We start from the raw sequence: 18,633 nt of genomic DNA on the forward strand, positions 1-18,633 counted from the left end.
GGAACGCATATGAGCGAGCACGCCGCGCAGGACGTGATCGCGGGGATCCGGGAGCTGCTCCCGGTCCTGCGGGAGCGGGCGCAGGAGGCGGAGGACGCCAGGCGCGTTCCCGAAGAGTCCGTCAAGTCCTTGCAGGAGACCGGGTTCTTCAAACTGCTGCAGCCGAAGACGTTCGGTGGCCTCGAAGCCGACCCGGTGAGCTTCTACACCGCGGTCAAACTCGTCGCGAGCGCGTGCGGGTCCACGGGCTGGGTCGCCTCCATCCTCGGCGTCCACCCCTGGCACCTCGGCCTGTTCGAGGCGCAGGCGCAGCAGGACGTCTGGGGCGACGACACCGACGTCCGGATCTCCTCGTCGTACGCGCCGATGGGCAAGGCGGACGTCGTCGACGGCGGCTACCGGCTCAGCGGGCGCTGGAGTTTCTCCTCCGGCTGCGACCACGCGACCTGGGTGCTGCTGGGCGGGCCGGTGTTCAAGGACGGCAAACCGGTCGACTTCTGCACCTATCTGGTGCCGATCTCCGACTACGCGATCGAGGACGTCTGGGACACCGTGGGCCTGCGCGGCACCGGATCCAACGACATCATCGTGAACGACGTCTTCGTGCCCAAGCACCGCGCGCTCAGCTTCATCGCGACGTCGAAGTGCAAGACACCCGGACAGGAGATCAACCCCGGGCCGCTGTACAAACTGCCCTACGGTTCGGTGCACCCGAGCACGATCACCGCGCCGATCATCGGGATGGCGCAAGGCGCCTACGACGCGCACGTCGAGTACCAGGGCAAGCGTGTTCGCGCGGCGTACGCGGGTGAACAGTCCAAAGAGGACCCGTTCGCCAAGGTGCGGATCGCCGAGGCGGCGAGCGAGATCGACGCGGCCTGGCTCCAGCTCACGCACAACATCGACGAGCTGTACCAGTTGGCGTGCAAGGGGGAGAAGCTGCCGTTTCCCACCCGGTTGCGGGTGCGCCGTGACCAGGTCCGCGGCACGGAACGCGCGATCTTCGCGATCGACCGGCTTTTCGAGAACTCCGGTGGCCGCGCCTTGCAAGCCGGAACCCCGATCCAACGGTTCTGGCGTGACGCCCACGCCGGCCGGGTGCACGCGGCGAACGACGCCGAACGCGCCTACGTCATGTTCGGAACCGGCGCCTTCGGGCTGTCCGTCGAGAATGCGATGGTCTGATGACCGAAGGCAAGTACGCCACTGTCCAAGATGGACTCAAGCTGCACTACCACGAGGCGGGCACGGAGCACCAGGAGACGGTGATCCTGCTGCACGGCGGCGGTCCCGGCGCGTCGGCGTGGAGCAACTTCGGCCGTAACCTGCCGGTCTTCGGCAAGAACTACCGGACGCTGGCGATCGACCAGCCCGGCTTCGGCTGGTCGGACAAACCGACCGAGCATCCGCAGTACTTCCGCCACAGCGCGGACGCCGTGGTCGGCTTGATGGACGAACTCGGCATCGAACGCGCCCATTTCGTCGGGAACTCACTCGGCGGCGGGACTTCCGTGCGGCTCGCGATCAACCATCCGAAGCGCGCCGGACGTCTTGTCCTGATGGGACCGGGCGGCCTGAGCGTCAACCTGTTCGCGCCCGATCCCACCGAGGGCATCAAGAACCTCGGCCGGTTCAGCGCACCGCCGGGCCCGAGCCGAGAGAAGCTCGAAGCCTTCCTGCGGATCATGGTGCACGACCAGTCCCTGATCACCGACGAACTGATCGACGAACGGTTCGCCGCCGCGAGCGCGCCGGAGTCCCTGGCGGCGATGAAGGCGATGGGCAAGTCGTTCGCCCAGCCCGACACCTACGAAGAGGGCATGCTGTGGCGTGAGGCGCATCGCCTGCGCCAACGGGTGCTGCTCATCTGGGGCAGGGAAGACCGGGTCAACCCGCTCGACGGCGCCCTGCTCGCGCTCAAGACGATCCCGCGTGCCCAGCTGCACGTGTTCGGCGGCTGCGGCCACTGGGCGCAGCTGGAGAAGTTCGACGAGTTCAACCGGCTGGCACTCGACTTCCTGGGAGCCTCCTGATGGGTATCCGTTCGCTCGCCTACCTTCGCATCGAAGCCACCGACATGGCCGCGTGGCGCGAATACGGGCTGAAGGTCCTCGGCATGGTCGAGGGCTCCGGCACGAATCCGGAAGCGCTCTACCTGCGCATGGACGATTTCCCGGCACGGCTCGTGATCTTCCCCGGCGAGCACGACCGGCTCGCCGTGGCGGGCTGGGAGGTCGCCAACGCCGGCGAACTCGACGAGATCCGGGCATCGCTCGACGCGCATTCGGTGCCGTACAAGGAAGGCACCCCGGATCAGCTGGCCGATCGCCGGGTCGACGGTCTGGTGTCCTTTGAGGACCCTTCCGGCAACACGCTCGAAGTGTTCCACGGCGTCGCGTTGCAGCACCGGCGCGTCGTCAGTCCGTACGGTCACAAGTTCGTGACCGGCGAGCAAGGGCTCGGGCACGTCGTACTGTCCACACACGACGATGACGCTTCCCTGCGGTTCTACCGTGACGTGCTCGGGTTCCGGTTGCGGGACTCGATGAAACTGCCGCCGCAGATGGTCGGCAGGCCCGCCGACGGTGCTCCGGCGTGGCTGCGGTTCTTCGGCTGCAACCCGCGTCACCACAGCCTCGCGTTCCTCCCGATGCCGACTCCCAGCGGCATCGTGCACCTGATGGTCGAAGTGGAGAACACCGACGACGTCGGCCTCTGTCTCGACCGGGCCATCCGCCGGAAGGTGCCGATGTCGGCCACCCTCGGGCGGCACGTCAACGATCTGATGCTCTCGTTCTACATGAAGACCCCCGGCGGATTCGACGTCGAATACGGCTGCGAGGGGCGTCAAGTGGATGACGAAAGCTGGATCGCCCGAGAGAGTACGGCGGTTTCCTTGTGGGGACACGACTTTTCAGTCGGCGCGCGTCGAGTATCAGGGCAGTCGTGACCCCGGTGACGGACCTCGGCGCGGAGATCGATCCGGCGCGGTTCCGGACGGTGCTCGGGCACTTCTGCACCGGTGTCGCGGTGGTGACCGGGCACGACGGCCGGGCGCCGGTGGGCTTCGCGTGCCAGTCGTTCGCGGCGCTTTCCCTCGATCCGCCGCTGGTGCTCTTCTGTCCCGCCAAGACTTCCCGGACCTGGGCGGTCCTCGCCGAGTCCGGCCGGTTCGCCGTCAACGTGCTCGGCGAGGACCAGCAGGACGTCAGCGCCGTGTTCGGCGCGCGGGGAGCGGACAAGTTCGCGTCGATCGACTGGACCCCCGCCCCGTCCGGATCCCCTTTGCTGACCGGGGCTTTGACGTGGATCGACTGCACGCTCGAAACCGTGCACGAGGCGGGTGACCATTACGTCGTCGTCGGCAGGGTCACCGCGCTCGGGGAACCTTCGGACGATCGTCCGCTGCTGTTCCATCGGGGGCGGTACACGGTGACCGAGCCGGTCGCGGACGAACTCGCGGCACTCATGCCCTGGCCGCGTCCTGACGATTGGCTCTGATCGGCTCGCCGGCCTCGTGCAGGCTGCGCAACGCGAGCTTGTAGGACTCGGCGAGCCCCGTCTCGTGGTACGGAACACCGAGTTCGGCGCAGTACTCCTGGACGATGGGCCGGGCGCGGCGGAGATGCGGCGACGGCATACTCGGGAACAGATGGTGCTCGATCTGGTAGTTGAGCCCGCCGAGCGCGACGTCGACGACCCGGCCGCCGCGGACGTTGCGTGACGTGAGCACCTGCTTGCGGAGGAAGTCGAGTTCGGTGTCACCGGACAGGATCGGCATCCCCTTGTGGTTGGGCGCGAAGATCGATCCCATGTAGACGCCCCACAGTGCTTTGTGGACGATGAAGAAGACGAGCGCCTTGGCGGGGGAGAGGACCACGAGCAGCGCGCTGAAGTAGAGCGCGAAATGCGTCAGCAGCAACGCCGCTTCGAGCCAGCGAGCCCGGATTCCCGGCTTCGAAACAGCGCGGATACCGGAGACGTGCAGGTTCAGGCCTTCGAGGGTGAGCAGCGGGAAGAACAGGAACGCCTGGTAGCGGCCGATGAACCGGGGGATGCCCTTACTGGCCCGCGCCTGGTCCTTCGACCACACGAGGATGTCCGGATCGACGTCGGGGTCGAGGTCCTCGTGGTTCGGGTTCGCGTGGTGGCGGGTGTGCTTGTCCATCCACCAGCCGTAGCTCATGCCGACGCCGAGGTTCCCGGCGATGCGGCCGGCGATCTCGGCCGGACGGCGGGTCCGGAACACCTGACGGTGTGCCAGGTCATGCGACAGCAGGGCGATCTGGCCGAACATCACCGCCTGGAAGACGGCGATCCCGACCTGCCACCAGGAATCCCCGATCGCGAAGAAGGCGATCCAGCCGGCGACGAAGAGGGTGGCCACCAGCCCGATACGGAAGACGTAGTAGCCGGGACGGCGGTCGAGAAGGCCCGCTTCGCTGACGCGGCGGGACAGGCGGGCGAAATCGCTGCCTGTGCGGAGGTTTGCGGTCACCGTGGTGAGTCTGGTCCATGGGGTGGGCCAGGGTGAATGCGGTGCGCCGGTGGGCCCCTGCGGGGGTTGGCCCTACCCCGCGCCGGGTTCGCGCTTGACCTTGACATCGTGACAAGGTCTTCACTGGTGGGCAGGAGGTGATCGTCATCAACACGACACAAAGGGCTACCCCGGACACGCGGCTGCTCGACGCCTTGAGCTCCGAAAGCTCGTCGACACGGCTCCAGGCGGCCCTGGCGGCCGGGACGCACCCGGACGCCCGGTTCGTCGACGCGCTCACGGCACGGTGCGCGGTCGAGCCGGACTTCTTCGTGCGAGACATGCTGACCTGGGCGTTGACCCGGCTCCCGGCGGAGAACACGGTGCCCGCGCTCCTGATGGAGCTCGGTTCCGACGTCCCGCAGGCACGGAGCCAGGCGTTGCACACGCTGTCCAAGATCGGGGACGTCACCGCGTGGCCCGCGATCACCCGGTCGCTGCTGCACGACGCCGACGACGAGGTCGCGCGGAGCGCGTGGCGTGCCGCCGTCGTCCTCGTCCCCGACGGGGAGCGGAAACGGCTGGCCGTGGACCTGGCCGCGCAGTTCGGCCGCGGCGACCGGAAGGTGCGGCTGAGTCTCAGCCGGGCGCTCGTCGCGCTCGGTGACGAGATCGAAGCCGCCCTGCGGACGGGCCTGGCGAGTGCCGACCCGGAGGTGCGCGCGCACGCCCGCGCCACGGAGCGGCTCCTGCGCGACCCGGACGCCGACTTCGACCCGGCCGTCGACGAGGCGAAACGGATCGTCGCGCTCGGCCCGGAACGAGCGGAGGGAGCGTGAATGCTGATCGGTGAGGTGGCGCGCCGCTCGGGGGTGAGCAGCCGGATGCTCCGGCATTACGACTCCCTCGGGCTGGTGCGGCCGACCGGCCGCACCGTCGGTGGCTACCGTGAGTATTCCGACGAGGACATCCGCCGGATCTTCCATGTGGAGGCCCTGCGGTCCCTCGGCCTTTCGCTGCGCCAGATCGGACGTGCCCTGGAGGACCCCGCCTTCGAGCCGTCCGATCTGGTCGGCGACCTCATCCGGCGGACCGAGGAACGACTGAAGCGGGAACAGGAGCTGCTCGACCGGCTCCGTGCGGTCGACGCCTCGGCGCCGTTGGGCTGGGAGGGGGTCCTGCGCATCGTCGAGCTGCTGCACGGGCTGAACTCGCCCCATGCCGCGCGACGCCAGCAGACCGTCCTGGTGCCGGCCGAGGACCTGCCGGTGCCCACCGAACTGCTGGCGGAGGCTGTCCTCGGCGAAGCCGATCTGAACGTCGCCGGTGCCCTGCGGTGGGCGCTGGCGAGGGCGGGCGGTGACGGGGTGGCGAGCCTGGCGGCCGGCGCGCGCTCGCCGGACGTCGACGTCCGGCGGCGCGCGATCCTGGCGCTCGCCGGGATGCCCGGCGACGAGGCGACCGCGGTACTGGCGGAGGCACTCGGCGACTCGGACGAGACGGTCCGCGGGCGTGCCGCGCTGGCCGTCGGTTCGCGCGGTGAGACCGCGGCCGTGCCGGTCCTCGTCCGCATGGTGGTCGAGGGCACTCTCGACGTCGAGGCGGCCGAAGTCCTCGGAACCCTGGCGCGCGACGCGGGCCGCGCGGACCGGATCATGAGCGCGCTGGCCGACGAGCTCGCCGCCCCCACCGCGGACTCCGCGACGCGGATGCGCCTGACCCAGGCCCTCGCCGAGATGCCGCCCGCCCTCGCGCGGGACGTCCTGCGGAACCTGGCCGAAGACGAGGACCGCGCCGTCGCCCTTCTCGCCTCGGCGCTCAGGGGGATGCTTGAGGCCGGCGAGTGAGGTGGGGTTGGCTGGGTTGCGAAAGCCACTTTGGCAACCTTCAGTGTTGCGAAAGTGGCTTTCGCAACACCTCTTTGAGGACTTGGGGAGCTGGTCACCCTGGCGGTGTGCGCGGGAGATCGGAAGCCGGGCGTGCCCCCAATGTGGCATTGGGGACGGTCAGCGTCCCCAATGCCACATTGGGGGCATCAGACCGCGACGCGAGCCGAGAACCACCCATATAGGCGCTCGAGACCCGGTCACGACTGACGGATCGTCACTCACGACCCGGGGCAGCCTCCCGTGCCGCGTCGAAGGGAGCCCGGTCGAAGATGATCCGCAGCTCCACGATCTTCCCCTCCCGCACGGTCAGCAACTCGGCTCCGGGCGCGCTCGCCACCGGCAGGGTCGCCGTGTCGTACATCAGCAACGCGGTCGTTTCGTCCCCGAACGCCGAAAGCAGGGTCGAGCCGGTCAGGATCTCGGTGAACGGGCCCATGAACCCGCGGAACGCCTCCGCGCCGGAAAGCTGTCCGGCGGGTGTGTGGCAGACGATGTCGTCGGCGACATGCGTCATCGCCTTTTCGAAGTCCTTGCCCGTCCACGCGCGGTGGTAGGAGAGCGCAAGATCCAAGGCAGGGCTGGTCATGATGGTTCCTTTCGTCGATCTTCACTCCGTCAGACACCAACCCCGCCCCGAACGGAACGGTGCGCCGCGAAAGTGACACGATCGGCTCATGGGCACGGACGAGCAGGCGTTTCGCGAGCTCACCGACACCTATCGGCACGAGCTGCACCTGCACTGTTACCGGCTCCTCGGCTCCCTCACCGACGCCGAGGACGCCGTCCAGGAGACGCTCCTCGCCGCTTGGAAGGGTCTCGACGGCTTCGAGGGCCGCTCGTCGCTCCGCACCTGGCTGTACCGCATCGCCACCAACCGCTGCCTCAACCTCCTGCGGGCCGCGGGCCGCCGTCGGCCACCCGAACCGGTGCCGCCGTTCGACCCGCCGGAGCCGACCCGCCGCGGTGAGGTGACCTGGTTGCAGCCGTATCCGGACGAACTCGCCGACGGCGAGCCCGGCCCCGAAGCGCGCTACAGCACCAGGGAAGCGGTCGAACTCGCCTTCATCACCGGACTCCAGCTCCTCCCGCCGCGCCAGGCCGCCGCACTCGTCCTGCGGGACGTCCTGTGTTTCTCGGCGGCTGAGGTCGCGAGCATGCTCGGCACCACCGAGACGGCGGTCAAGGGCATCCTCCAGCGCGCCCGCGCCTCGCTCGACAAGCATCGCGACGGCGCGAGTCACCGGCCTTCACCTCGGGAACGCGAGCTGACCAAGCGGTTCGCCGACGCCTTCACCGCGGGCGACCTCGACGGCGTCCTCAGCCTGCTCACCGACGACGCCTGGCTCGCCATGCCGCCGGCGCCGCACGAGTACCACGGTCTCGAAGCGATCGCCGGTTTCCTTCGCGTCACCATGGCCATTCCGGTGCAGGGGTTCACCATGACGCCGACGCGGGCGAACAACCAGCCCGCCTTCCTCTGCCGCCACAGCGAGACACCGGCAGGGTTGATGGTCCTCACCCTCGACGGTGACCGCATCCGTGCCATCACCCGTTTCCTGGCTCAGAAGTAGCCCGCCAGCCGGCCGCAGAGCGCGTCGATGTCGACCACCGGCGCACCGGTCCACAAAGGACCATCCAGCCAGCCGGCCGCCGCGGGCGTCCCCTGATGCCGCGCGAAAACGTGCTGATGGAAATGCGCGACACTCCGTCCGGCGATGGCGGAGAACACGTGTTCCGGAGCCAGCTCCGCCCGCAGGCCGCGAGCCGCGCACCCAGGCCGCCCGCGACACCGCCGAGCCTCGTCCGCCGAGACGACCGGTCCCACCAGCGGGCCCTCACCGTGGTGCTTGGCACAGATCGCGCAGTCCACCGGCTCACGATAACGGCGGCCGCACCCGTCCGAGGTGGTCGCCGGGCGAACCGAAAAGGTGCGCCGCGCCGTGTGCCCGCTTGAAATAACGGTGCGCCGGATGCTCCCAGGTGATCGCGATTCCGCCGTGCAGCTGGATCATCTCGCCCGCCACGGTCGCCAGCGCTTCCGAGCAGTGCACCTTCGCCACCGCGGCCAGCCTGCTCGACTCCGGGGCCGCGTAGGCCGCCGAACGCGCTGTCTCGACCAGGACGTGGAGATCCGCCATCCGATGCTTCAGCGCCTGGAATCCGCCGATCGGCCTGCCGAACTGGTGCCGCTGCTTGCCGTACTCCACCGTCAGCTCGAACGCGCGTGCCGCGGCTCCGGCCTGTTCGGCGGCCAGGACCGCGCACGCGATGTCGCGAAGGGCGCCGAGGTCGACCGGGCCGATCAGCCGGGCAGGAGCACCGTCGAACCGAACCCTCGCCAGTCGCCGGGTTTCGTCCATCGCCGGAGTCCGGACGCGATGGGCATCGGACACCTCGTACAACGAGCCGTCGGCCACCACCAGGAGGATTTCGGCCTCGTCACCGTGGAGGACGTAGTGCGCTTCACCCTCCACGGCGGAGTCGACGACGCGGCAGGCAGGTTCGCTCCATGAGCCCTCGGCATCGGTCCAGGCCACCGCGCCGACGACACCTTCGGCGAGGCGGGGGAGCAGCCGCTCGCAAGCCTCGTCGTCGCCCGTGGCCAGGACCGCGTGCACGGCGAGGACGGCCGAACCGAGGAACGGCACGTCGGTGAGGACCCTGCCCAGTTCTTCGGCGACCACCTGCAGTTCCGCCGTCCCGGCGCCGAGCCCGCCGAACCGTTCGGGGACGGCCAGCGCCGCCACGCCGATCTGTTCGCACAGTTCCGGCCAGGGATCCGCTTCCCGGTCCAGCAGTTTCCGCACGCTGTCCCGCAGCGCGTCCTGCTCGGCGGTGAACGTCATGACAGCACCCGCTCCCGGTGGAACCGCGGCGTGCCCCACGCGCCGACCAGCGCGCGGACCCTGGTCAGCCGCAGGCCGAGCGCGTGTTCGGCGGTGTAGCCGATCGCGCCGTGTACCTGCAGCCCGGTCCGGGCGGCGAGATGCGCGGCGTCGCCGCACGCCACCTTGGCCGCGGAGACGTCGCGCCGGTCCAGGGTGACGGCCGCGCCGAACAGCAGCGGTTCGGCCAGTGCGAGCCCGGTCGCGACGTCGGCGAGCAGATGTTTGACCGCCTGGTAGCCGCCGATCTCACGGCCGTACTGCTTGCGTTGCGCGGCGTACGCGACGGACGTGTCGAGCAGCCACCGTCCCGCGCCGAGCAGCTGCGCGGCGGTGGCGAGGACGCCCAGTTCGAACGCGTGATCCGCGTCGAGCGCCGTGCCGAGATCGTCGCCCGTCATCGGCGGGAACAGTCGCCGTGAACCGTCCACAGAGGACAAGAGCGCGCCGGGAGTGAACGCGCGCAGCCTGCCGTTCTCGACGGTGAGACGCGCGTCCGCGACGTCGGAGTCCAAGGCATACGGCACATGCGGAGCGAAAGCCACCGACGCCAGCGTCTCGCCGGAGGCGACGGAGGTCAGCAGTTCGTCATCCAGCAAGGACGGCAGGACGGCCACGGTGTCGGTCCACGGTCCGGGAACACAGTGGTAGCCGAGCCGTTCGAAGCCCACGGCCAGATCCACCGGGGTGGCGCCGAGCCCGTCGTACTTCTCGGGGACGGCCAGCGCGGTCACGCCGAGTTCCGCCAGCCGCCGCCAGATCTTGAGACCGGGGCCGTGATCGCCCGCCGCCCAGGACCGGTTGGCCGAGTCGGTGTCCACACCGGACAGAAGGTCGTGCAGGCTGCGGGAGAACTGCTCCTGCTCACCGGCGAGCGTGAACCTCATCGAGCCCCCTTCGGCAGGCCGAGCAGCCGTTCGGCGACGATGGACCGCTGGATCTGGTCGGTACCGCCGTAGATCGGGCCCGCCAGCGAGAACAGCCAGCCGTCACTCCACGGGCCCCGCAGTTCGGCGTCCGGGCCGAGGACGTCGAGCGCGGTTTCGTGCAGGGCGACGTCGAGATGCGACCAGAACAGCTTGTTGACACTGGATTCCGGGCCCAGCTCGGCGCCGTCGGAAAGGCGGGTGACCGTGCTGAGGGTGTACAGCTGGTAGGCCCGCGCGCCGATCCACGCGTCGGCGACGCGGTCCGCGGTGTGCGCGGGACGTCCGGCGTCGTGCCAGAGCGAGACCAGCCGGTCGGCCGCGGCGAGGAACCGGCCGGGACTGCGCAAGGACAGACCGCGTTCGTTGTTCGCCGTCGTCATCGCGACCCGCCAGCCCTCGCCCGGCGTGCCGATCACGTCCTCGTCGGGGACGAAGACGTCGTCGAAGAAGATCTCGGCGAACCCTGGTTCACCGTCCAGCTGGGGGATCGGCCGGACGGTGACGCCCTCGGCCCGCAGATCCACCATCAGATAGGTAAGCCCCTTGTGCCGCACCGAATCCGGATCGCTGCGGAAGAGCCCGAACGCCCGGTCGGCGAAGGTCGCCCGCGAGCTCCACGTCTTCTGCCCGCTGACCCGCCAACCGCCGTCACAGCGGGCAGCGGTACTCCGGAGGGCGGCGATGTCGCTGCCCGCCTCGGGTTCCGACCATGCCTGCGCCCAGACCTCCTCCGAGCGCGCCATCTTCGGCAGGACGCGGCGTTGCTGTTCTTCCGTGCCATGGGAGAACAGTGTGGGTGCGAGCATGAAGATGCCGTTTTGGTTGACCCGCAACGGCGCGCCGGCCGCGTAGTACTCCTCTTCGAACAGCACCCACTCGAGGAGGCTCGCGTCCCGCCCGCCGAATTGGTGCGGCCACGAGACGACCGACCACCGGGCGTCGGTCAGCTTGGCTTCCCAGTCGCGGTGTTGCGCGAATCCCTCGGCGGTGTCGAACGATTTCAGTGGCTCGGCGGGAACGTTCGCGGCGAGCCAGGCGCGGGCTTCGTCACGGAAGGCGAGCGTGCGCTCGTCGAGATCGAGATCCATCACGAGGACCTGTTCGCGTCTCGCATCGAGCGCGCGTCCTGCCCGCCCAGGGAGTCGCCGCCGGACAGCTCGGCGTTGTGCGCGTGCGCGAAGTGGTGCAGCCCGAACACGGAGTCCATCCCGGACCGGAGACCCATCAGGTCCTCGGCCTGGTTCACGGCCTTCTTGGCGAGCGCGAGCCCCATCCTCGGCATCACCGCGATCTTCTCCGCCAGCGCCATCGTCTCGGTTTCGAGGTCGGCGCGCGGGACGACGCGGTTCAGCATGCCCCATTCCTTGGCCTGCCTCGCCGTGAAGCGCTCACCGGTGAACAACACTTCCTTGGCCGCGCGCGGGCCGAGGACCCACGGGTGCGCGAAGTACTCGACACCGGGAATCCCCATGCGCACCACGGGATCGGCGAAGAACGCGTCGTCGGAGGCGACGATCATGTCGCATACCCAAGCCAGCATTAGCGCGCCCGCGATGCACGCGCCCTGCACACTCGCGATCGTCGGCTTCGGGATCTCGCGCCACCGGCGGCACATGCCGAGGTAGACCTCGGATTCGCGGGCGAACCGCTGGTCGCCGCCTTCCGCGCCGACGTGGTCCCACCACAGGACCGCCTTGCGCTCGAAGGAGACGTCCACGTCGCGTTCCGGCGTCCCGATGTCATGCCCGGCGGAGAAATGCTTGCCCGCCCCGGCCAGCACGATCACCTTGACCTCGGGATCGTCGACGGCGCGGGTGAACGCGGCGTCGAGCGCGTAGGTCATCGCCGAGTTCTGCGCGTTCCGGTACTCCGGCCGGTTCATCGTGACGACGGCCACCGGCCCGCGTCGCTCGTACTCGACGGTCATCCGTTCTCCTCCCGCAACACGCGTTTCAGCACCTTCCCCGACAGGTTTCGCGGAAGTTCCGCGACGAAGTCGACAAATCGAGGGATCTTGTAGTTGGCCAATTCGCCCTCGCAGTACGTCAGGACATCCTCTGTGGACAGTTCGGCTCCCGGGCGAAGCCGGACGAAGGCCTTGCCGACCTCGCCGAGCCGTTCGTCCGGCACGCCGACGACGGCGGCTTCCGCGACGCCGTCCAGGCGGCTCAGCACCTGCTCGATCTCGGCCGGGTAGACGTTGAACCCGCCGCAGACGTACATGTCCTTGATCCGGTCGACGATCCGCAGGTAGCCGCGGTCGCCGAGCACGCCGACATCGCCGGTGTGCAACCAGCCGTCGGCATCGACGGCCTTCGCGGTGGCGTCCGGATCGTCGAGATACCCGAGCATCACGTTCGGCCCGCGCAGCAGGACTTCGTCGTGCTCACCGAGCTTCACCTCGAAGCCCGCGGTCGCGCGGCCGGAGAAGTTCGCCACGAGATCAGCGTCGTCCTCGGGGCGGGACATCGTGGCCACCACGGCCTCCGTCAGGCCGTACGCCGTGAGCACGGTGTCGAAGTTCAGGTCCTTCCGCATCCGCTCGACGAGCGTGACCGGCACGGTGGCGGCGCCGGTGACGGCGAGCCGGAGGCTGGACAGATCGTGGTTCGCGCGTTCGGGCGCGTCCAGCAGGACCTGGTAGATCGTCGGCGCGCCGGGAAGCACCGTGACGCGCTCGGTTTCGACGAGGCGCAGGGTTTCCCGGACGTCGAAGGTGCGCTGCGGCAGGATGGTAGCGCCGCGCAGCACCGCGGCGAGGATCCCCGCCTTGTAACCGAAGCTGTGGAAGAACGGGTTGATCACGAGGTAACGGTCTTCTTCGGTCAGGCCACCGCACTCGCCCCAGGCTTCGGCGACGCTCAGCGCCTGCCGGTGGCTGCTCATCGCGCCCTTGCTGCGGCCGGTGGTCCCGGAGGTGAACAGGATGTCGCTGACGTCGTCCGGTTTCGCGGGGCTGACGAGATCGCTGTCGAGACCGGCGAGGGCGTCCCATTCCGTGACGCCGTCGACAGGTTCTTCGACACCTTCGACGGGGATGCGCAAGACAGTGCCGGGGCGGGAAGGGCCGAGATCCGCCAATCGATCCGTGCCGAGGAACGTGCCGGTGATCGCCAGCGCGGACACCTTCGCGCGCTGGAGAACGTCGATGGTCTCGCGGGCGGTGAAGCGGGTGTTGACCGGAACGAGCGTCGCCCCGGAGTACAGCGCGCCGAGCCCGGCGACGACCCAGTGCCACGTGTTGGGGGAGCAGATCGCGACCCGTTCGTGGCCTTCGAAGAACCGCGCCGCCTGACGCACCCGGCGGGCGAGTTCGGCATAGGTGAGCCGGACTTCGCCGTCGACCAGCGCTTCCCGCCCGGCGAAGCGCTCCGCGGCCCTGTCGAGCGCCGCCGGGATGGTTCCTTCGGCCATCGAGCCTCCCTGTTGTCCGCCAGTCCGCGCGCGTCCGCGATCGTGTCGCCAGGGCGAGCCAAGCGAAAAGTCTCATTTCTTCGAGGAATGCGCCCTGCCGCCCCGATAGCGGGGCCCGACAGCCGGAGCGCACGCCTTGTTGTCACCTGGGTGCCGCGGAGCCCGAATCGTACCTCCCTAGCAAGTGCTTGGTAGGGTAGCCTACGCAGCAGGCTCTGGTTTGGCTAGAGGAGGCAGGCGTGGCTCAGGACGGTTTCCGTGACCGTGTGCGCACCTGGCTGGCGGACAACCTGCCGCCGGAACTGTGTGGTTTGGGCGGTCCGGGGCGGGAGCACGAGGCCTTCGGCGAACGCGTGGAATGGGAACGGCGGCTCGCGGCGGCGGGCTGGACCTGCGTCGGCTGGCCGGTCGAGCACGGCGGGCAGGGTGCCACTCTCGAACAGCAGGTCGTCTTCCACGAGGAGTACGCGCGGGCGGGCGCGCCGGCCAGAGTGAGCCACCTGGCCCAGGAACTCCTCGGTCCCACCCTGATCGCGTTCGGCACGCCGGAGCAGCGGAAGCGTTTCCTGCCGCCGATCGTGGCCGTCGAGGAACTGTGGTGCCAGGGCTATTCCGAACCCGGCGCCGGTTCCGATCTCGCGGCGGTGTCGACCACCGCGACCCTCGAAGGCGACGAGTGGGTGCTGAACGGCCAGAAGGTGTGGACGTCTCTCGCGCACGTGGCCGACTGGTGTTTCGTGCTCGCCCGCACCGAACCCGGGTCGAAACGCCACAAAGGACTGTCCTATTTGCTCGTTCCGATGCGGCAGCCCGGGGTCGAGGTCCGCCCGATCCAGCAGCTCACCGGGACCTCCGAGTTCAACGAAGTCTTCTTCGACGGTGCCCGCACGGCGAAAGACCTCGTCGTCGGCGAGCCCGGCGACGGCTGGCGGGTGGCCATGGGCACGCTCGCGTTCGAGCGCGGTGTCGCGACGCTCGGGCAGCAGGTCGGCTTCCGCCGGGAACTCGAAGAACTCACCAGGATCGCCCCGGACGACCCGGTGATCGCCGAGCGGATCGACCGCGCCTGGGTCGGCCTGGAGGTCATGCGGGCGCAGGCGATCCGCACTCTCGGTGACTCCTCGCCAGGAGTGGCCGAAGTGTCCAAACTCGTCTGGGCGAACTGGCACCGGGACCTGGGGGAGCTGGCGATGCTCGTCCGCGGCGCGCGGGGCATGCTCGCGGAAGACGGGCTCGACGCCTGGCAACGGCTCTTCCTCTTCACCCGCGCCGACACGATCTACGGCGGCTCCAACGAAATCCAGCGCAACGTCATCGCCGAGCGCGTGCTCGGCCTGCCACGGGAGGTGCGACCGTGATTCCGGTACCCAAGTACCCCGAGGGGGCGAACCTCCTGCGGGACAAGGTGGTCGTGGTGACGGCGGCGGCCGGCACCGGGATCGGCTCCGCGGTGGCGAAACGCGCGCTGGAGGAAGGCGCCCGCGTCGTCATCAGCGACTGGCACGAGCGGCGCCTCGGCGAGAAGGCGGCCGAACTCGGCGACGTCCACGCGATCCCCTGTGACGTCACGCGAGAAGAGCAGGTGCAGGCGCTCATCGATGGCGCCGCCACGCACTACGGCCGGGTCGACGTGCTCGTCAACAACGCCGGACTCGGCGGCACGAAGTCCATTGTGGACATGACGGACGAGGAATGGGCCCGGGTCATCGACGTGACCCTCAACGGCACCTTTCGCGCGACGAGGGCCGCGGTGAACCGGTTCATCGCGCAGGGCGACGGTGGCGTGATCGTCAACAACGCGTCCGTGATCGGATGGCGGGCGCAGGCCGGGCAAGCCCACTACGCCGCCGCGAAGGCGGGCGTCATGGCGCTCACCCGATGCGCGGCCGTCGACGTCGCCGAACACGGCATCCGGGTCAACGCCGTCGCGCCGAGCCTGGCCATGCATCCGTTCCTGGCCAAGGTGACCAGCGAGGAACTGCTCACCGAACTCACCGCGCGCGAGGTCTCGGGGAGGGCGGCGGAACCGTGGGAGGTGGCGAATGTGATGGTGTTCCTCGCCAGTGAGTACTCGTCGTACCTCACCGGCGAGGTCGTCTCTGTCAGCTCCCAGCACGCGTGAGGTATCGATGAAAGCCAGCCCCGGGTCCCGCCGCGCCGAACTGCTCGCACTGGCGGCGAAGCTGTTCGCCGAGCGCGGCTACGTCTCCACCACCGTGCGGGACATCGCGGACGCGGCCGGGATCCTGTCGGGCAGCCTCTATCACCATTTCGACTCGAAGGAGTCGATGGCCGACGAGATCCTGACCGGATTCCTCGACGAACTCTTCGGTGCCTACGCCGAGATCGTCGCGGAAGGGAAAGGGCCGCGGGAAACACTCGAAGCCGTCGTCGTGGCGTCGTTCGAATCCATTCATCGGCGGCCCGCCGAGGTGGCGATCTACCAGTCCGAGGCGAAGCACCTCATGCAGTTGCCCCGCTTCGGCTACCTCACCGACCGCAACACCGAATTCCGCAAGCTGTGGAACGGGATCCTCACCGACGGCATCGCGGCAGGCGTGTTCCGCGAGGACCTCGACGTCGAACTCACCTACCGGTTCATCCGCGACACCGTCTGGGTGGCGGTGCGCTGGTACAACCCCGGCGGCACGCTGAGCGCGGACGACGTCGCGCAGCAGTACCTCGGGATCCTTCTGGACGGCATCGCGACGAAGACAAGGAGACGCCGTGGCTGAGGCATATGTGCTGGACGCGGTCCGGACGCCGGTCGGCAAACGCGGGGGAGCCCTCAGCGGTGTCCATCCCGCCGACCTCGGCGCCCACGTCATCCAGGCCGTCGTCGAACGAGCGGGCGTCGAGGCCGATCTGGTCGACGACGTCATCCTCGGCTGTTGCGACACGCTCGGGCCGCAGTCCGGGAACATCGCGCGGACGGCGTGGCTCACGGCGGGCTTCGGGCACCACGTGCCGGGCGTGACGATCGACCGGCAGTGCGGTTCGAGCCAGCAGGCAGTGCACTTCGCCGCGCAGGCGGTGCTGTCCGGGACGATGGATCTCGTGCTCGCCGGCGGCTTGCAGAACATGAGCGCCATCCCGATCAGCGCGGCGATGCTGGCCGGGCGCGAGTACGGCTTCGAAGACCCGTTCTCCGGCTCGAAGGGCTGGCAGGAGCGCTACGGCAGCGTCGAGGTTTCGCAGTTCCGCAGCGCCGACATGATCGCCGAACACTGGGATCTGACGCGCGAAACGATGGAGGAGTACGCCTTCCACAGTCATCAGCGGGCGATCGCGGCCATCGACGAAGGCCGGTTCGCCGCCGAGATCACGCCGTTCGCCGGTGCCGCCCTGGACGAGGGGCCCAGGCGCGACACCAGTGTGGAACGGATGGCCGGGCTGAAACCGCTGAGCGAGGGCTCCCGTATCACCGCGGCCGTGGCCAGCCAGATCTCGGACGGCGCCAGCGCGACGCTCATCGCGTCGGAGAAGTTCGTCGAGGAACACGGTCTCACCCCGCGCGCCAGGATCCATCATCTGTCCGTGCGGGCGGCCGATCCGGTGTGGATGCTGACCGGGCCCATTCCGGCGACCGCGCACGCGCTGCGGAAAACCGGGCTGAGCGTCGACGACATCGACCTGTTCGAGGTCAACGAGGCGTTCGCGAGTGTCGTCCTGGCGTGGATCGAGGAGACGGGTGCCGATCCGGATCGCGTCAACGTCAACGGCGGCGGCATCGCGCTCGGTCACCCTATCGGGGCGACCGGCACGAAACTGTTCGCGACCCTGCTGCACGAACTCGAACGGCGAGGCGGGCGCTATGGGCTGCAGACGATGTGTGAAGGCGGCGGGACGGCGAACGTGACGATCATCGAGCGCCTTTGACGCTCCACACGCCGAGTGCCAACGCGCTGAAACCCGCGCCCAGCAGGCAAACGCCGGTCCAGCCCGCGACGGCGTAGACGGCCGTCGAACTGATGGCCCCGACGCCGCTGCCGACCGAGTAGAAGATCATGTACCCGCCGATCAGCCTGCTCCCGGCGTCCGGGCGCAACGGGTAGATCAGGGTCTGGCTCGAGACGTGCACGGCCTGGACGGCGAGGTCGAGCAGGATCGCGCCCGCCACCAAAGCCCACAGTGACGCGCGGGTGAAACCCAGCGGCACCCACGACAGCAGGAGCAGCCCGAGCGCGAACCCGGTCGTCCACTGTGCCCGGCCGCGGTCCGCGAGCCGTCCCGCGGGGGCCGCCGCGAGCGCGCCCGCCGCCCCGGCGAGCCCGAAAGCGCCGATGGCGGTGTGCGACAGGCCGTCGTCGCTGAGCGGCAACGCGACCGAACTCCACAAGGTGCCGAACGCGGCGAAGATCAGCAGTGCGAGTGTGCCGCGCGTCCGGAAAACGGGCTCCCCGGCGAAAAGCGACAACGTGGAACGCAGCAGCCGCCCGTAGTTCATGGTGTTTCCCGGAGCCGTGGCGGGAAGTACCCGGTACAGAACGATCGCGATCAGCACGGTCACACCCGCGGACACGACGTACACCGCGCGCCAGCCGGCCAGGTCGGCCAGCGTGCCGGACACCGTGCGCGCGAGCAGGATCCCGAGGACGACGCCGGTCGTCACGAGCCCGACCACACGTCCGCGTTCGGCGGGCTCGGCCAGCGACGCCGCGAACGCGACCAGGAGCTGCGTGACCACCGCGAGCACACCGATCGCCGCCATCCCGGCGAGCAGCACCACGCCGTTCGCGGCGGTCGCGGCGACGAGTTCGGCGATCGCCAGCAACGTCAGCAGCCCGGCGACGAGCCGCCGCCGGTCGAGCAGGTCGCCGAGCGGGACCAGCAGGAACAGCCCCAGCCCGTAGCCGAGCTGGGTGAGCGTGACGATGCCGCCGACGGTCGACGCGGCGATACCGAGATCCGCGCCCATGGTGACGAGCAACGGCTGGGCGAAGTAGATCGTGGCGACGGCCGTCCCGGCGGCCACGGCGAACAACAGGACGACCCCGCGGTGCACGAACCCTCCAAGTGGTTTCAACTTGCTACCACTC

General features: G+C 69.2%; 20 protein-coding genes. 11 read left to right on the plus strand and 9 right to left on the minus strand.

The window, feature by feature from the left end:
- The first annotated feature begins 9 nt into the window (after positions 1–9).
- The 4 genes from hsaA to hsaB are packed head-to-tail and all read left to right on the plus strand — an operon-like array spanning position 10 to position 3,501.
- Positions 10–1,185 carry a 3-hydroxy-9,10-secoandrosta-1,3,5(10)-triene-9,17-dione monooxygenase oxygenase subunit gene (gene hsaA, locus ACIHAO_RS12780; protein WP_396557305.1) on the plus strand — a complete coding sequence of 392 codons (1,176 nt, stop codon included), beginning with the start codon at positions 10–12 and terminating at the stop codon, positions 1,183–1,185.
- The gene (gene hsaD / locus ACIHAO_RS12785) at positions 1,185–2,033 is read left to right on the plus strand and encodes a 4,5:9,10-diseco-3-hydroxy-5,9,17-trioxoandrosta-1(10),2-diene-4-oate hydrolase (RefSeq protein ID WP_396557307.1); all 849 of its coding nucleotides are present in this window, start codon (positions 1,185–1,187) and stop codon (positions 2,031–2,033) included. The genes hsaA and hsaD overlap by 1 nt, the downstream gene beginning before the upstream one ends.
- Complete coding sequence (hsaC, locus tag ACIHAO_RS12790; RefSeq protein WP_396557309.1) at positions 2,033–2,950, plus strand: iron-dependent extradiol dioxygenase HsaC; 918 nt, start codon at positions 2,033–2,035, stop codon at positions 2,948–2,950. The genes hsaD and hsaC overlap by 1 nt, the downstream gene beginning before the upstream one ends.
- Positions 2,947–3,501, plus strand: a complete 555-nt coding sequence (gene hsaB, locus ACIHAO_RS12795) for a 3-hydroxy-9,10-secoandrosta-1,3,5(10)-triene-9,17-dione monooxygenase reductase subunit (protein ID WP_396557311.1) — start codon at positions 2,947–2,949, stop codon at positions 3,499–3,501. The genes hsaC and hsaB overlap by 4 nt, the downstream gene beginning before the upstream one ends.
- Here the strand turns inward: hsaB and ACIHAO_RS12800 are convergent.
- On the minus strand, positions 3,467–4,498 hold the full coding sequence (locus ACIHAO_RS12800) for a fatty acid desaturase family protein (RefSeq protein ID WP_396557313.1): 1,032 nt from the start codon (positions 4,496–4,498) through the stop codon (positions 3,467–3,469). The genes hsaB and ACIHAO_RS12800 overlap by 35 nt on opposite strands.
- 137 nt (positions 4,499–4,635) lie before the next feature.
- Here ACIHAO_RS12800 and ACIHAO_RS12805 point away from each other — a divergent pair, with 137 nt between their 5' ends.
- Both ACIHAO_RS12805 and ACIHAO_RS12810 read left to right on the plus strand, forming a co-directional pair.
- Positions 4,636–5,316, plus strand: a complete 681-nt coding sequence (locus ACIHAO_RS12805; RefSeq protein WP_396557315.1) for a HEAT repeat domain-containing protein — start codon at positions 4,636–4,638, stop codon at positions 5,314–5,316.
- Complete coding sequence (locus ACIHAO_RS12810; RefSeq protein ID WP_396557317.1) at positions 5,317–6,324, plus strand: MerR family transcriptional regulator; 1,008 nt, start codon at positions 5,317–5,319, stop codon at positions 6,322–6,324.
- Positions 6,325–6,580: 256 nt separating this feature from the next.
- On the opposite strand, the gene ACIHAO_RS12815 is transcribed toward ACIHAO_RS12810, so the two are convergent.
- The gene (locus ACIHAO_RS12815; protein ID WP_396557319.1) at positions 6,581–6,952 is read right to left on the minus strand and encodes a nuclear transport factor 2 family protein; all 372 of its coding nucleotides are present in this window, start codon (positions 6,950–6,952) and stop codon (positions 6,581–6,583) included.
- An 88-nt stretch (positions 6,953–7,040) separates the two neighbouring features.
- Between ACIHAO_RS12815 and ACIHAO_RS12820 the strand changes: the two genes are divergently transcribed.
- Positions 7,041–7,937 carry an RNA polymerase subunit sigma-70 gene (locus tag ACIHAO_RS12820; protein ID WP_396557321.1) on the plus strand — a complete coding sequence of 299 codons (897 nt, stop codon included), beginning with the start codon at positions 7,041–7,043 and terminating at the stop codon, positions 7,935–7,937.
- On the opposite strand, the gene ACIHAO_RS12825 is transcribed toward ACIHAO_RS12820, so the two are convergent.
- From ACIHAO_RS12825 to ACIHAO_RS12850, 6 genes are read right to left on the minus strand one after another with little or no spacing between them, the layout of a single operon-like run.
- On the minus strand, positions 7,928–8,236 hold the full coding sequence (locus ACIHAO_RS12825; RefSeq protein ID WP_396557323.1) for a histidine triad (HIT) protein: 309 nt from the start codon (positions 8,234–8,236) through the stop codon (positions 7,928–7,930). The two genes, ACIHAO_RS12820 and ACIHAO_RS12825, sit on opposite strands and share 10 nt — an antisense overlap.
- Before the next feature lie 4 nt (positions 8,237–8,240).
- Entirely contained in the window at positions 8,241–9,212 is a 972-nt protein-coding gene (locus ACIHAO_RS12830; protein WP_396557325.1) for an acyl-CoA dehydrogenase family protein, read from the minus strand.
- Positions 9,209–10,138, minus strand: coding sequence for an acyl-CoA dehydrogenase family protein (locus tag ACIHAO_RS12835; RefSeq protein WP_396557327.1), 930 nt, complete (start codon positions 10,136–10,138; stop codon positions 9,209–9,211). Before ACIHAO_RS12835 ends, ACIHAO_RS12830 begins: the two co-directional genes overlap by 4 nt.
- Positions 10,135–11,268, minus strand: a complete 1,134-nt coding sequence (locus tag ACIHAO_RS12840; RefSeq protein ID WP_396557329.1) for an acyl-CoA dehydrogenase family protein — start codon at positions 11,266–11,268, stop codon at positions 10,135–10,137. Before ACIHAO_RS12840 ends, ACIHAO_RS12835 begins: the two co-directional genes overlap by 4 nt.
- A complete protein-coding gene (locus ACIHAO_RS12845; RefSeq protein WP_396557331.1) occupies positions 11,268–12,107 on the minus strand; it encodes an enoyl-CoA hydratase in 840 nt (279 codons plus the stop codon). The genes ACIHAO_RS12840 and ACIHAO_RS12845 overlap by 1 nt, the downstream gene beginning before the upstream one ends.
- Complete coding sequence (locus ACIHAO_RS12850) at positions 12,104–13,594, minus strand: FadD3 family acyl-CoA ligase (RefSeq protein ID WP_396557333.1); 1,491 nt, start codon at positions 13,592–13,594, stop codon at positions 12,104–12,106. Before ACIHAO_RS12850 ends, ACIHAO_RS12845 begins: the two co-directional genes overlap by 4 nt.
- A 239-nt stretch (positions 13,595–13,833) precedes the next feature.
- Here ACIHAO_RS12850 and ACIHAO_RS12855 point away from each other — a divergent pair, with 239 nt between their 5' ends.
- Genes ACIHAO_RS12855 through ACIHAO_RS12870 form a run of 4 tightly spaced genes read left to right on the plus strand, consistent with a single transcriptional unit; the run spans position 13,834 to position 17,473 of the window.
- Complete coding sequence (locus tag ACIHAO_RS12855; protein WP_396557335.1) at positions 13,834–14,952, plus strand: acyl-CoA dehydrogenase family protein; 1,119 nt, start codon at positions 13,834–13,836, stop codon at positions 14,950–14,952.
- Positions 14,949–15,716, plus strand: a complete 768-nt coding sequence (locus ACIHAO_RS12860; RefSeq protein WP_396557337.1) for an SDR family oxidoreductase — start codon at positions 14,949–14,951, stop codon at positions 15,714–15,716. Before ACIHAO_RS12855 ends, ACIHAO_RS12860 begins: the two co-directional genes overlap by 4 nt.
- A gap of 7 nt (positions 15,717–15,723) precedes the next feature.
- Positions 15,724–16,329 carry a TetR/AcrR family transcriptional regulator gene (locus ACIHAO_RS12865; protein ID WP_396557339.1) on the plus strand — a complete coding sequence of 202 codons (606 nt, stop codon included), beginning with the start codon at positions 15,724–15,726 and terminating at the stop codon, positions 16,327–16,329.
- Positions 16,322–17,473 carry an acetyl-CoA C-acetyltransferase gene (locus tag ACIHAO_RS12870; RefSeq protein ID WP_396557341.1) on the plus strand — a complete coding sequence of 384 codons (1,152 nt, stop codon included), beginning with the start codon at positions 16,322–16,324 and terminating at the stop codon, positions 17,471–17,473. The genes ACIHAO_RS12865 and ACIHAO_RS12870 overlap by 8 nt, the downstream gene beginning before the upstream one ends.
- Here ACIHAO_RS12870 and ACIHAO_RS12875 read toward each other — a convergent pair.
- Positions 17,457–18,599: an MFS transporter gene (locus ACIHAO_RS12875; protein WP_396557343.1), complete on the minus strand. Its 1,143-nt coding sequence runs from the start codon at positions 18,597–18,599 to the stop codon at positions 17,457–17,459. The two genes, ACIHAO_RS12870 and ACIHAO_RS12875, sit on opposite strands and share 17 nt — an antisense overlap.
- Between the last annotated feature and the right edge of the window lie 34 nt (positions 18,600–18,633).

It is taken from the genome of Amycolatopsis sp. NPDC052450 (genome assembly GCF_044547565.1).
GTDB lineage: Bacteria > Actinomycetota > Actinomycetes > Mycobacteriales > Pseudonocardiaceae > Amycolatopsis.

What these genes read in the sequence shown, in the direction of transcription:
- ACIHAO_RS12850 (WP_396557333.1), bottom strand. Translation starts at nt 13,594, where the DNA reads ATGGCCGAAGGAACCATCCCGGCGGCGCTCGACAGGGCCGCGGAGCGC.
- hsaC (WP_396557309.1), top strand. Translation starts at nt 2,033, where the DNA reads ATGGGTATCCGTTCGCTCGCCTACCTTCGCATCGAAGCCACCGACATG.
- ACIHAO_RS12830 (WP_396557325.1), bottom strand. Translation starts at nt 9,212, where the DNA reads ATGACGTTCACCGCCGAGCAGGACGCGCTGCGGGACAGCGTGCGGAAA.
- ACIHAO_RS12865 (WP_396557339.1), top strand. Translation starts at nt 15,724, where the DNA reads ATGAAAGCCAGCCCCGGGTCCCGCCGCGCCGAACTGCTCGCACTGGCG.
- hsaA (WP_396557305.1), top strand. Translation starts at nt 10, where the DNA reads ATGAGCGAGCACGCCGCGCAGGACGTGATCGCGGGGATCCGGGAGCTG.
- ACIHAO_RS12845 (WP_396557331.1), bottom strand. Translation starts at nt 12,107, where the DNA reads ATGACCGTCGAGTACGAGCGACGCGGGCCGGTGGCCGTCGTCACGATG.
- ACIHAO_RS12815 (WP_396557319.1), bottom strand. Translation starts at nt 6,952, where the DNA reads ATGACCAGCCCTGCCTTGGATCTTGCGCTCTCCTACCACCGCGCGTGG.
- ACIHAO_RS12835 (WP_396557327.1), bottom strand. Translation starts at nt 10,138, where the DNA reads ATGAGGTTCACGCTCGCCGGTGAGCAGGAGCAGTTCTCCCGCAGCCTG.
- hsaD (WP_396557307.1), top strand. Translation starts at nt 1,185, where the DNA reads ATGACCGAAGGCAAGTACGCCACTGTCCAAGATGGACTCAAGCTGCAC.
- ACIHAO_RS12820 (WP_396557321.1), top strand. Translation starts at nt 7,041, where the DNA reads ATGGGCACGGACGAGCAGGCGTTTCGCGAGCTCACCGACACCTATCGG.
- ACIHAO_RS12810 (WP_396557317.1), top strand. Translation starts at nt 5,317, where the DNA reads ATGCTGATCGGTGAGGTGGCGCGCCGCTCGGGGGTGAGCAGCCGGATG.
- ACIHAO_RS12840 (WP_396557329.1), bottom strand. Translation starts at nt 11,268, where the DNA reads ATGGATCTCGATCTCGACGAGCGCACGCTCGCCTTCCGTGACGAAGCC.